The sequence below is a fragment of the Zunongwangia sp. HRR-M8 genome, from assembly GCF_027594405.1.
Lineage (GTDB): Bacteria > Bacteroidota > Bacteroidia > Flavobacteriales > Flavobacteriaceae > Zunongwangia.
Window position 1 is genome coordinate 3221226 of the sequence record NZ_CP115161.1, and the last position, 12617, is coordinate 3233842.

General features: G+C 35.0%; 15 protein-coding genes. 8 read left to right on the forward strand and 7 right to left on the reverse strand.

From position 1 onward, the window contains the following. Window positions 1-75: 75 nt before the first annotated feature. Window positions 76-897 carry a hypothetical protein gene (locus tag PBT89_RS13970; RefSeq protein ID WP_270062418.1) on the reverse strand — a complete coding sequence of 274 codons (822 nt, stop codon included), beginning with the start codon at window positions 895-897 and terminating at the stop codon, window positions 76-78. Beyond that, window positions 884-1444 (reverse strand): RNA polymerase sigma factor, encoded by a 561-nt coding sequence (locus PBT89_RS13975; protein WP_270062419.1) that lies wholly within the window; start codon window positions 1442-1444, stop codon window positions 884-886. Before PBT89_RS13975 ends, PBT89_RS13970 begins: the two co-directional genes overlap by 14 nt. A gap of 171 nt (window positions 1445-1615) precedes the next feature. On the opposite strand from PBT89_RS13975, the gene rluF reads away from it, so the two are divergent. The 5 genes from rluF (at window position 1616) to PBT89_RS14000 (ending at window position 4663) form a co-directional block, all read left to right on the forward strand. Next, window positions 1616-2446 carry a 23S rRNA pseudouridine(2604) synthase RluF gene (rluF, locus tag PBT89_RS13980; RefSeq protein WP_270062420.1) on the forward strand — a complete coding sequence of 277 codons (831 nt, stop codon included), beginning with the start codon at window positions 1616-1618 and terminating at the stop codon, window positions 2444-2446. 68 nt (window positions 2447-2514) lie between these two features. Beyond that, on the forward strand, window positions 2515-2751 hold the full coding sequence (locus PBT89_RS13985) for a DUF7218 family protein (RefSeq protein ID WP_270062421.1): 237 nt from the start codon (window positions 2515-2517) through the stop codon (window positions 2749-2751). Window position 2752: 1 nt separating this feature from the next. Then, complete coding sequence (locus PBT89_RS13990; protein ID WP_270060287.1) at window positions 2753-3175, forward strand: VOC family protein; 423 nt, start codon at window positions 2753-2755, stop codon at window positions 3173-3175. A gap of 40 nt (window positions 3176-3215) precedes the next feature. Further along, on the forward strand, window positions 3216-4235 hold the full coding sequence (locus PBT89_RS13995; RefSeq protein ID WP_270060286.1) for an AI-2E family transporter: 1020 nt from the start codon (window positions 3216-3218) through the stop codon (window positions 4233-4235). Window positions 4236-4264: 29 nt separating this feature from the next. Beyond that, on the forward strand, window positions 4265-4663 hold the full coding sequence (locus PBT89_RS14000; protein ID WP_270060285.1) for a YkvA family protein: 399 nt from the start codon (window positions 4265-4267) through the stop codon (window positions 4661-4663). 70 nt (window positions 4664-4733) lie between these two features. On the opposite strand, the gene PBT89_RS14005 is transcribed toward PBT89_RS14000, so the two are convergent. The 4 genes from PBT89_RS14005 to argS all read right to left on the reverse strand — a co-directional run bounded on the left by PBT89_RS14005 (window position 4734) and on the right by argS (window position 9398). Further along, the gene (locus PBT89_RS14005) at window positions 4734-5633 is read right to left on the reverse strand and encodes a bifunctional 5,10-methylenetetrahydrofolate dehydrogenase/5,10-methenyltetrahydrofolate cyclohydrolase (protein WP_270060284.1); all 900 of its coding nucleotides are present in this window, start codon (window positions 5631-5633) and stop codon (window positions 4734-4736) included. Between the two features lie 36 nt (window positions 5634-5669). Then, window positions 5670-6038 carry a four helix bundle protein gene (locus PBT89_RS14010; protein WP_270062422.1) on the reverse strand — a complete coding sequence of 123 codons (369 nt, stop codon included), beginning with the start codon at window positions 6036-6038 and terminating at the stop codon, window positions 5670-5672. Between the two features lie 48 nt (window positions 6039-6086). Continuing rightward, window positions 6087-7415: a signal recognition particle protein gene (gene ffh / locus PBT89_RS14015; RefSeq protein WP_270062423.1), complete on the reverse strand. Its 1329-nt coding sequence runs from the start codon at window positions 7413-7415 to the stop codon at window positions 6087-6089. 204 nt (window positions 7416-7619) lie between these two features. After that, window positions 7620-9398 (reverse strand): arginine--tRNA ligase, encoded by a 1779-nt coding sequence (argS, locus tag PBT89_RS14020; protein WP_270062424.1) that lies wholly within the window; start codon window positions 9396-9398, stop codon window positions 7620-7622. A gap of 215 nt (window positions 9399-9613) precedes the next feature. On the opposite strand from argS, the gene PBT89_RS14025 reads away from it, so the two are divergent. Next, entirely contained in the window at window positions 9614-10039 is a 426-nt protein-coding gene (locus PBT89_RS14025) for a hypothetical protein (protein ID WP_270064270.1), read from the forward strand. A 176-nt stretch (window positions 10040-10215) separates the two neighbouring features. Beyond that, on the forward strand, window positions 10216-10851 hold the full coding sequence (locus tag PBT89_RS14030) for a MarC family protein (RefSeq protein WP_270062425.1): 636 nt from the start codon (window positions 10216-10218) through the stop codon (window positions 10849-10851). A gap of 6 nt (window positions 10852-10857) precedes the next feature. Here the strand turns inward: PBT89_RS14030 and PBT89_RS14035 are convergent, their stop codons facing one another. Next, a complete protein-coding gene (locus PBT89_RS14035) occupies window positions 10858-11061 on the reverse strand; it encodes a hypothetical protein (RefSeq protein ID WP_270060279.1) in 204 nt (67 codons plus the stop codon). 83 nt (window positions 11062-11144) lie between these two features. Between PBT89_RS14035 and PBT89_RS14040 the strand changes: the two genes are divergently transcribed. Beyond that, complete coding sequence (locus tag PBT89_RS14040) at window positions 11145-12593, forward strand: SDR family oxidoreductase (RefSeq protein WP_270062426.1); 1449 nt, start codon at window positions 11145-11147, stop codon at window positions 12591-12593. The last annotated feature ends 24 nt before the right edge of the window (window positions 12594-12617 follow it).

Sequence of the window (12617 nt, forward strand, 5' to 3'; positions counted from 1 at the left end):
TTTAGTGTCTTAGAATTAAATTCTAAAACTGATTGATGAATGACCCCAAATTTGGGTGATGATAAAAATTGTTATTTAGTCGAGTGCTACCGCGTTTTTTGCTTTAGAATATCCTTCTTTTAACAGATCGAAAATTTTATCTCTAAAAGATTTTTCTATTTCTCGTTCGGCTTCTGCAAGTAAAGCTTCGGCACTGTATTTATTGGTGTATTCCTTTTTATAATCTTGATCCAAATCGCTAGCGGCGGCTAATAGTAAGGCATTAACCTCAGCATCGGTAACAGAATCTTCAGTACTCGTATGTAAAGAACGAATTACTTCTTCTAATTTTTGCTGAATTAATTTTTCGTTATGTGCGATATAATCATTTTCAGCTTCAATTGGATCTATAAAATTTGGATTGATTTTATCGATTTTGGGCGCTACTTCTGCGTTCTCCGGAATTTCCAATTCGGTTTCAGCGACTTGCATTCCCTGCATTTTTACAGGTAACTTTTCTAAGATCTGAGCTGATTTATACTGAACATTTTCAGGTTCGTTTGTTTTATTAGCTTTTTCAGGCTTCGTTTTGGTTTCTTCCGCAGCAATTCTTACATCATCATTTTTTTCTTCGGAAGTAATCCTTGAATTTTCTTGAATTTCAACTTCTTTTTCTGAAGGTTTTTCAACTATCTGCGGTGCTACATCTTCACTCACAGATTTCAGCATAAATCCTCCTATCGATATTGCTATTACAAAAAGTGCTGCAATACCTAACCACCATTTTTTATTCGATTTTTGTTGATTTTCGTTCTTATCTAATCGCGCATTTAGCTTTTCCCAGCTATCTGCTGACGGAGAAATACGACGCTCTTCCAACCGCTCCTTTACGTGCTCCTCAAATTTAATTGGCGCCATAACCTGTCTCTTTTTTAGTTAATTTTTCCTGCAATATTTTTCTCGCTTTGAACAATTGAGATTTAGAAGTTCCTTCAGTAATATTCAACATTTTTGCAATTTCCTGATGCTTATATCCTTCTACAGCATACAACACAAAAACCAACTTATAACCTTCGGGCAAATTATCGATTAACTGCTGGATGTGTGCCACACTCAAAGCTTCATCGATATTATTAGAAGTCTCACTATAACCGGCAAATTCATCTTCAGGAAACTCTACACTTTTTTTCTTCCGAAGAAAACTTATGGCTTCCCTCACCATTATTCTACGAATCCATCCCTCAAAACTTCCTTCTCCTTTAAAATCATCTAAGTGAGTAAAAACTTTAAAAAAGCCATTCAGCATTACTTCTTCAGCATAATGCATGTCTTTTACATATTGCCTGCAAACACTAAGCATTTTAGCAGAGTGATTCTCATATAACTGCTGCTGCGCTTCGCGATTATTTTGCGCTGCCCGCTTTATTAGCTGAGATTCGTTTTTAAAAAGTTGAATTACTTTCACTTACTAATTTTAATATCCGATACTTTTCATATCATTATTACCAAAAGAGCTTCTATTTACATAGACGCAGAAAAGTTACAAAAGGTTGCCCGGGTTTTAATTTTTTTTGAATTTTTTTAATTCACAGCATCAATTCTTAATCTTGTATCTTTGCAAAACACTTATTTTACTATGGCTGAAGAGAATTTGACCCGTATTAATAAATTTTTAAGCGAAGCTGGATTTTGTTCCAGAAGAGCTGCAGATAAACTAATTGACCAAGGACGCGTTACCATAAACGGAGTTATTCCTGAAATGGGAACCAAAATTGCTCCCGGGGACGAAGTAAAGGTTGACGGCCAACTTATTGCTACGGAAGAAAAGGAAAAGCCAAATGTTTATATCGCTTTTAATAAACCTATAGGTATTGTTTGTACTACAGACACCAAGCGAGAGAAAAATAACATTATTGATTACATTAATTATCCTGAACGAATTTTTCCTATTGGCCGTTTAGACAAACCTAGTGAAGGATTGATCTTTTTAACAAGTGATGGTGATATCGTAAATAAAATTCTACGCGCCCGCAATAATCATGAGAAAGAATATATTGTAAGTGTCAATAAACCTCTTAAGCCGGATTTTGTTAAAAAAATGAGTAACGGCATCCCAATTTTGGATACAGTAACCAGAGAATGTTTTGTAGAGCAGACGGGAGAAAAAGAGTTTCGAATTATTCTTACGCAGGGATTGAACAGACAGATTAGAAGAATGTGCGAATTTCTGGGGTATGAAGTAACTAAATTGAAACGTGTTAGAATTATGAATGTTCCACTGGATATTCCTATTGGAAAATGGCGACATATCACTAAAGAAGAACTTAAAGAAATTGATCGCCTTGTAAATACATCTTCAAAAACCCAGGAAGCCTCTCAACTTTCCGAATTAAAAAAAGGTACGAAACCTAAGGGAATTAAAACCAAAAGTGGATCTACCGGAAAACGTCCTCGCAAAAAATCTTAACAGAGAATTAGCGAAAATACTCAACATTAATTCGCTTATCTTTATAAATTTAGTAGAAAAGTTAGAAGATGGCGAAAAGAATAAAAAACGAAGAACAATACGAAACACTTCGTGAAAAAGGCTACAGCCAGGAAAAGGCTGCAAGAATAGCAAATACAGAAAACTCTGGCGAAAAAGGAGGAAAAGCTAAACAATACGAAGAGCGTTCTAAAGAAGATTTGTATGAGCAGGCCAAGAAAGTGGGTATTGATGGACGCTCTAAAATGACGAAAGACGAACTTATAAAAGCTCTTAGAAATAATTAATATGAAAGTACAACCATTTCATCTTGCAATTCCTGTTTACGATTTAGAGGCCTGTAGAAAATTTTACGGGGAAGTTCTTGGCTGTGGCGAAGGACGTAGCAGTGATCACTGGGTAGATTTTAATTTCTTTGGCCACCAATTGGTAATCCATTATAAACCAAAAGAGAATATAGCAAGTGAACACATCAATCCCGTAGATGGAAAATCTGTACCTGTACCGCACTTTGGTGTTGTATTAGAATGGAATGTATTTGAGCAATTTTCTAGCTTGCTAGAAGCTAAAAACATTAATTTTATTATACCTCCTTATATTAGATTTGAAGGAGAAGTTGGCGAACAGGCTACTATGTTTTTTAAAGATCCTTGCGGCAATGCTTTAGAATTTAAAGCATTTAGAAACAAAGATCAAATATTTGCAACCTAAAAACTATTATTTATAAATAACACTACTAACTAACCAATACATGAATAAACTTAAGCCGTCTTTAGTGCGGCAACTATTTGTTTTACTCCTTATCCTTTTTTTGGGAATCTTAATTTTTAGAGAACTTGTTCCTTATCTCACCGGGATTTTAGGTGCCATAACTTTATATGTACTTATGGCCGGATGGATGGAGAAATTATTAAAAAAAGGATGGAAACCGTCTATAGCTGCCGGTGTTTTAATGTTTGGTTCTTTTATTGGAATTTTAATTCCTATTAGTGGCATTATTATAATGCTTACCTCGAAAATTGGAAAAGCTGTTGATAATTCTGAGATGGTAATCTCAGCTTTAAAAGAACAATTACGCCATCTTGAAGAATATGTGGGTTACGACATTAGTGGTACTATTGATACCTCAGCTATATCCAGCTGGATTTCAGAAAAACTTCAAAATTTAGCGGGTGGAACTTTCGATGTATTTGTGGCAGTAGGACTAATGTATTTTATGCTTTACTTCATGCTAATTAATCGTGAGAAAATGAAGCAGGCACTTATCGATTATATTCCTCTTGGAAAAGCAAATTTAAGCGTAATAGCGAAAGAAAGTAATCTATTAGTAAAATCTAATGCATTAGGAATACCTTTGGTTGCCATAGTACAAGGATTAATTGCTCTTATTGGTTATTTGATATTAGGCGTTCCAGATCCGTTTTTTTGGTTTGGAATTACAGCAATAGGTTCTATGATTCCGTTTATTGGTACGGCGATAGGAATTGCTCCTACCACGATCCTATTATTTGCTAATGGTGATAATTGGCAAGGTATCGCATTATTGATTTATGGCGTGGTGGTAGTAGGATCTACAGATAATTTAATTAGAATTATGGTCTTAGACCGGCTAGCCAAAGTACATACACTTATTACCTTAATAGGAGTTATTGTTGGTGTTCAAATTTTCGGATTTATAGGATTAATATTTGGGCCTCTTTTAGTTTCGTTATTTCTATTAATTCTACAGATCTACAAAAAGGAATACGGTAATGAAAATGATCGTTTATAAATGATTACTAACTAAAAAATTCAATTGATATGTTCGGCAAAAAGAAAAAGGAAATAAATGAAGAATATTTTAAAGAAGGCGTAGTACAAGTTGACGAGGGTGATGTTGAAGTTGCAGCAAACTCTCAGGAAGAAGTTGCCGATAAGATAATTAATTCAGGAATGCTTAAAAAGTATACTGAAATCGGTAAATTGATGTACGCTATGCTAAATGATTATCGAAAAGGGCTGTATACAGATATTCCCTGGTTTACCATTGCAGCAATTGCATTTTCATTTCTTTATATTTTAAATCCATTAGATGTAATTCCAGATTTTATTCCGGGATTGGGATATATTGATGATTTTGCGATAATCACTTTTGCGATTCGATTTATTGAATCTGATATTCACAAATATCTAGATTATAAGCTAGAAGAAACTAAATAATGTTTTTTCTTAAAAAGCAAAAGCCTCACAAAATTTTGTGAGGCTTTTTTATTTTCAAACTTTACATTGATTAAAGCTGCTTTTCGCTATTTCTTACTCTATGGCGTTCTCTCGCCAATAGCGTATTTTTAAGAAGCATAGAAACCGTCATTGGTCCCACTCCGCCTGGAACGGGTGTTATAAAAGAAGCTCTTTTGCTCACATTTTCGAAATCTACATCACCTTTAATGATATAACCTTTTTCAGCATTATCATCTGGCACACGAGTAATCCCTACATCAATAATAACAGCATCATCTTTTATCATTTCTCCTTTAAGGAAATCTGGAATTCCTACGGCAATAATTATAATATCGGCCTGAGAAGTGATTTGCGTAATATTCTTAGTGAATTCGTGCGTAAGTGTTACGGTTGAATTCCCAGGGAAACCGCTTCTTCCCATCAAAATGCTCATTGGGCGCCCTACAATATAACTTCTTCCTATTACTACCGTATGTTTTCCTTTTGTTGGAATATCATAACGCTCTAGAAGTTCTAAAATCCCGAATGGAGTTGCCGGAATAAAAGTAGTCATATCCAACGCCATTTTCCCAAAATTTGTTGGATGGAATCCATCAACATCTTTATCTGGATCTACAGCATTTAATACTTTTTGTGTATCAATTTGTGGGGGCAATGGTAATTGAACGATAAAACCATCGATATCATCATTTTGATTAAGCTCTTCGATCTTATCTAAAAGTTCGATTTCACTGATGGTAGAAGACATTCTAAAAAGTGAAGATTCAAATCCCACTCTTTCACAAGCTTTCACTTTACTATTTACGTAAGTTTTACTTGCCCCATCATTACCAACGATGATTGCTGCAAGGTGTGGCACTTTCTCACCACGTTGCTTCATTTTTTCGACTTCAGCACCGATTTCATTTTTGATATCGTTACTTACTTTTTTACCGTCTAAAATAGTCATTATTTCAGTTATCAGTTTGCAATAACAGTTGGCAGATTAATCTCCCGCGCCAAACTTTCCGGGATTTTGTATCATAAAATTCAATAATCGTCCTATTTCATAGCTATCTTCAGTCAAGCTAATTTTTGTCTCTTCAGATAAATAATCACAAGAGTATGCAAATTCGATCCAGGTTTGTGTTTCAGCATTTTCGGCATCGCAATCAGTTAACTTACTTACAAAATGCTTAGGATATTTTCGTTCCATATATGCTTCTGCAATATTAGCACAAACCGATCTTGAACTTCTTCTTATTTGATCTGTCAAAGAAAATTTCTCTTCCGAAGGAAAAGATTTTGATTCCTCAAAAATGCGCATCGCAAGAGAAAAAGCTTTTTGATATACTTTTAAAGATTTAAAATCCATACCAATATTTATTAGAGCTTCAACTGCTTACTGAGACTGCATACTGAATTATTTCATCCCTTTCATCATATTCATCATTTGGCGACCGCCACCTCCTTGCATCATCTTCATCATTTTTCCCATCTGGTTAAATTGCTTTAGTAACTGATTCACTTCTTGAACAGAGGTTCCTGAGCCTTTTGCAATTCTCTTTTTTCTGCTAGCGTTGATTACTTTTGGAGTACTTCTTTCTTCAGGAGTCATAGAATGAATAATGGCTTCAATTCCTTTAAAAGCATCATCATCGATATCTACATCTTTTAGCATTTTACCTGCTCCAGGGATCATTCCAAGAATATCTTTCATCGATCCCATTTTCTTGATTTGCTGAAGTTGCTTTAAGAAATCATCAAAACCAAAGGCATTTTTAGCGATTTTCTTCTGAAGTTTCCTTGCTTCCTCTTCGTCATATTGCTCCTGTGCACGCTCTACAAGAGATACAACATCTCCCATCCCTAAAATCCTATCGGCCATACGAGAAGGATAGAACACATCGATCGCATCCATTTTCTCGCCGGTACCAATAAATTTAATAGGCTTGTTTACTACAGATTTAATAGAAATCGCTGCACCACCACGAGTATCACCATCTAATTTGGTAAGTATAACTCCGTCGAAATCCAATCGATCGTTAAAAGCTTTAGCCGTGTTTACCGCATCCTGACCAGTCATCGAATCCACTACAAATAAAGTTTCCTGAGGTTCGATGGCCTTATGAATATTCGAAATCTCAGTCATCATCGCTTCATCTACAGCAAGACGACCTGCGGTATCGATAATCACTACATTATGACCGTTTGCTTTAGCATGCGCAATTGCAGCTTTAGAAATTGCCACAGGATCCTGATTCCCTTCATCACTAAAAACCTCAACACCAATCTGGTCTCCCACCACATGCAACTGATTTATCGCTGCAGGACGGTAAACATCACAGGCTACTAAAAGAGGTTTCTTGGTTTTCTTATTTTTAAGATAGTTAGCCAGCTTACCAGAAAAAGTGGTTTTACCACTACCCTGTAAACCAGACATTAAAATCACAGAAGGATCACCGCTAAGATTAACACCGGCGGCCTCACCACCCATCAATTCAGTAAGTTCATCCTTAACAAGTTTTACCATTAACTGCCCTGGTTTTAAAGCCGTCAAAACGTCTTGTCCCAGTGCTTTTTCTTTAACAGTTTTAGTAAAATCTTTGGCAATTTTGTAGTTAACATCGGCATCTACAAGAGCACGTCGTACTTCTTTAAGCGTTTCTGCAACGTTAACTTCAGTAATTTGGCCATGTCCTTTTAAGACATGTAAGGCATTATCTAACTTATCACTTAAATTATCAAACATAGGCTTTCCTGTGGTTTAAGATTCCTGTTATTTTTGGTAACAGATTTGCAAATTTAATGATTTGGTACTGAAGTGAAAAGTTTTTTATTCGCACTAATTGCTTTGGAACTCATTTTATGCTGAAAATGGAAATTTTTTATAAAAATAAAGGCTGAAATTGTATAATCTCAGCCTTCTTCTTTTATATTTTTATTTCATTTTGATCTACATTCTATCAGGAACCTGGATTCCTAATAATCCAAATGAAGTTTTAATAATATTAGCTACAACTCCAGAAAGTTGAGTTCTTAAGTATCGCTCTAAATCCTTCTCTGCACCCAAAATTGATACATTTTGATAAAACGAATTAAATTCTTTTACCAAATCATAAGTATAATTTGCAATTAGCGCCGGACTATGATTTTCTGCTGCCAATTGAATTGTTTCAGGGTAAAGCTGAATTTGTTTGATAAGCGCTTTCTCTTTTTCATGCAATTCGTATTCTGAAACTAATTGAGATTCATAATCAAAATCGGCCTTTCTTAAGATCGACTGAATTCTTGCATGTGTATACTGAATAAATGGCCCAGTATTTCCTTGAAAATCTACAGATTCTTCAGGATTAAATAAGATTCGTTTTTTAGGATCTACTTTTAAAATGTAATATTTAAGTGCTCCTAAACCAATCATTTGGTAAAGCTCGCCTTTTTCTTCTTCGCTAAGACCATCTAATTTACCTAATTCTTCAGAAATTGTCCTCGCAGTTTCAGTCATTTCCTGGATTAGATCATCGGCATCCACTACAGTTCCTTCCCTACTCTTCATTTTTCCGCTAGGGAGATCTACCATCCCGTAACTTAAATGATAAAGATATTCTGCCCAGGCAAAACCTAATTTCTTCAGAATTAAAAATAAAACTTTAAAGTGATAATCCTGCTCATTACCAACGGTGTAAACCATTCCGTTAATAGCAAAATCTTCCACACGTTGTATGGCTGTACCAATATCCTGCGTCATATACACTGCGGTACCATCGCTACGCAAAACAATTTTTTCATCTAAACCTTCATCGGTAAGATCTATCCAAACGCTGCCGTCTTCTTTTCTATAAAAAACTCCGCTTTCCAAACCTTTATTCACCACATCTTTTCCTAAAAGATAGGTATCGCTTTCGTAATAATTCTTGTCGAAATCTACCCCGAGTGCGTTATATGTTTCTTTAAAACCATCATAGACCCATTGATTCATGGTTTTCCAAAGCGCTACAACATCTTTATCACCAGCTTCCCATTTACGAAGCATTTCTTTGGCTTCTAGTAAAATAGGTGCTTCAGCTTTTGCTTCTTTTTCGGTTTTACCTTCAGCAATTAATTTCTCGATCTCAATTTTATATTCTTGATCGAATTTTACATAGTAATTCCCAACCAGCTTATCTCCTTTTAGACCTGTAGATTCTGGTGTTTCACCGTTCCCAAATCGTTGCCAAGCCAACATCGATTTGCAGATGTGGATTCCGCGGTCATTAATAATTTGCGTTTTATAAACTTCGTTCCCAGCAGCTTCTAAAATTTCGGCTACAGAAAATCCTAATAAATTATTTCGAATATGACCAAGATGAAGCGGCTTATTGGTATTTGGCGAAGAATATTCTACCATGATTTTTCTCGCCTTTTCGCCGGCTTTTACAAAACCAAATTCAGGATCATTTTTAATCTCATTGAAAAAATCTAGATAAAAAGCATCATTAAATACTATATTTAGAAATCCTTTTACCACATTAAAACGGCTTACAATAGTTACGTGCTCTTGCAGGTAATTCCCTATTTCTTCACCAAGTTTTACAGGATTGGTTTTCACCTGTCTCAACATCGGGAAGCAAACTACGGTAATATCGCCCTCAAAATCTTTTCTTGTTGGCTGAAATTCTACCGTTTCTAGACTTACATCGTAAACATTTTGCACCGCTTCTTTAACGTAAGCAGTAAGCATTTCCTGAATATTCATTTTATAGCGTTTTTAACTCACTAAGTGAGCTTTTATATTATAATCCCAGATTTATTGGGAAGCAATTTCTCTCTATAATACTTTTAAAATCGCTGCAAAGATAACAGAAAATGCCCTTTTTACTAAAGCTTAGCATAGCAAATCCTTATATTTCAACTATACACAGATACTGGCCGAAAACTAAGAGAAGTTTCTTATCTTTTGAAGAAAAACAGATGTTATTGAATATTTCTTACAATAAGCCTGAAATTAAAGAGAAAATCGACCGTGAAGTTGGCAAAACACTAACACTAAGAGATCGATTTAAACTTAAAGGCAGTGGATCGCCTCGATTAAAAATAACTTCTGTAAGTATTGATATTCATAACTTACTTGTTTTGGATAACAACACCAATACGTGCAATATCGAAATAAGACCGAACGGAATTATTGTAAGATTTCGAGCAATTTTAGAAACCTATGCCTTAGTAATTCCTTTCTGGAAGCTAAAAATCTACAAAGGAAAAGCCCAGGAATATTCAATTTATCGTGATCATTATTTTATAAAAGTAGCCGCAAAAGATAAAAATGTACATACGTTCTTCAAAAAACTAATCGATTATAAGGATGAAAACGCTCCAACTCGTATCGATGACCTATAAAATGTCTAATTAAAGAAGTTGTTGTTTTTTAGAATATTGATTAAATAAATCACTGTCTTCGTTATTTGAACTTCACTTAACATAGCCTGTATAATTATCGATTTTTGATAATCTAAGGCTAATTTTTATTTAATTTTTAGCGACCGTACTTAGCGCATATTTGCCGAAAAAAAATTATGGATTTGTTTATCTATGTATTTGCGGCTTTATTTTCTGTTATCAATCCGCTTGGCACCATTCCTATTTTTGTAGGTTTAACCACTGAAGATAACTCCAAAGAGCGGGCACGAACATCACTTTTAACCGCTATAAATATTTTTGTGATTCTTACAATTTGCTTTTTTAGTGGCAGGTATATTCTACAATTCTTCGGAATTAGTATTGAATCTTTACGCATAGCCGGCGGATTAATTATTGTCACATCTGGATTTGCCTTACTAACCGGCTCATTTTCTAAACACAAAGGAATGAACGACCGCGTGAAAGATGATGCGCAACAGCGTGAAGGAATTTCTCTTACTCCGCTTGCCATCCCAATGCTTGCTGGGCCTGGATCGATCTCCCTACTTATCGGGATGTACGAAGATTATCATTTAACTTCAGAAAAATTAATCACAATTTTAGCGATTTTCGCCGTATGCCTTTCTACTTTTTTAATGCTGAAAAGTGCTCATTTGATTGCGAAATATCTGGGAGCTTCAGGGATCAACGCAATTTCAAGAATTATCGGTTTTATAGTTATCGCAATTGGCATCGAATATATTAGCACTTCAGCTATGACCATTTTAGGTATAGGCTTCGGTAATAATTAATGAGAATTAGCGCCTATTAAATGCCAGGCCACCAATTAAAGTAAGTAAACCAAAAGCAATCATGGCATAAGATTGTGTATTGCTATTTTGTGCTTCTACTTCAATTGGTTCTGCTTCTAGAATAACTTCAGGAGAAAGCAAGCTGTAAATTCCATATCCAATTAAACCAACACCAATTATTAAAAGTGCGATTTTCAGCACGTTATTCATTTTATAAAATTTTATTAATCCTAAGGAAAGGTAGCAATTAAAATGGTAATTTGAGATGTTTCTATTCTAAAGAAAATTATCCTATGCGTATCTTACTTACCGGTGCAAACGGCTATATTGGAATGCGATTACTCCCTGAACTTATTGAACAGGGACACGAAGTAATTTGTGCTGTTCGTAATAGAAATAGATTATCTTCTAACAAGGAATTGATAAAACAAGTTGAAATTGTTGAAATCGATTTACTGGAAGATACAGATGCGCCAGATAAAATCAAGAATATTGATATTGCATATTATCTAATCCATTCGATGAGTGGAAACACCAAAGATTTTGATAGCCAGGAGGCCAAAGCTGCTAAAAACTTTAACCGGTTAATGGCTGAAACTAGCGTAAAACAAGTGATTTACCTTAGTGGAATGGTAAACCAGGATAAGCTATCTAAACATCTAAAATCGCGCAAAGCGGTAGAAGATATTCTTTATAAAGGCGATTATCATCTTACCGTTTTACGTGCTGCGATTATTGTAGGCTCCGGAAGTTCTTCTTTTGAAATTATTAGGGATTTATGCGAGAAGTTACCCGTAATGATTACACCGCGATGGGTTAAAACAAAATGCCAGCCTACTGCTATCCGAGATGTGATAAAATTTTTAACAGGTGTTATTGGTCACAAAGAATGCTACGATCAATCTTTTGATATTGGTGGCCCAGATATCCTTTCTTATAAAGAAATGATGTTGAAATATGCTGAAGTTAGAGGTTTAAAACTTTGGATTTTTACCGTTCCTGTCATGTCGGCTAAACTCTCATCTCATTGGCTATATTTTGTAACCTCAACCTCATATAAATTAGCACAAAATCTTGTAGACAGTATGGAGGTTGAAGTGATTGCAAGAGATAATAAATTAGAAAAAATCCTAGGGATAAAAACTATTTCTTATAAAGAAGCTATAGAAATGGCTTTTCATAGAATTGAACAAAATCAGGTTATATCTAGCTGGAAAGATTCTCTTAGCAGCGGTCGATTTAAAAAGGAATTAAACAAGTATATACAAATTCCTAAATACGGCTGTGTTTTTGACAAGCAACAAAAAAAGGCAGAAAACCCTGAAGAAGCATTAGATAAAATTTGGGCAATTGGCGGATTAAATGGCTGGTATTATGGAAACTGGTTATGGAAAATTAGAGGTTATTTAGATAAAATTGCCGGTGGCGTTGGTTTACGCCGTGGAAGAACACATCCTACAAAATTGGCCCCGGGCGATTCACTCGATTTTTGGCGTGTGCTTTTAGCCGATAGAGAAGAAAAACGATTGTTACTTTTTGCTGAAATGAAAGTTCCTGGGGAAGCCTGGTTAGAGTTTTGTATTGATGAAGATGATATTGTACACCAAACAGCCACTTTTAGACCAAAGGGGTTACTAGGGCGTTTGTATTGGTATTCGATGTATCCCTTTCATTACTTTATTTTTGATGGTATGATAACCAAGATCACTACTTCAGAATCTAAAAAAGAATTGAACAATTAATTTCAAAACCATCAATACAGATAT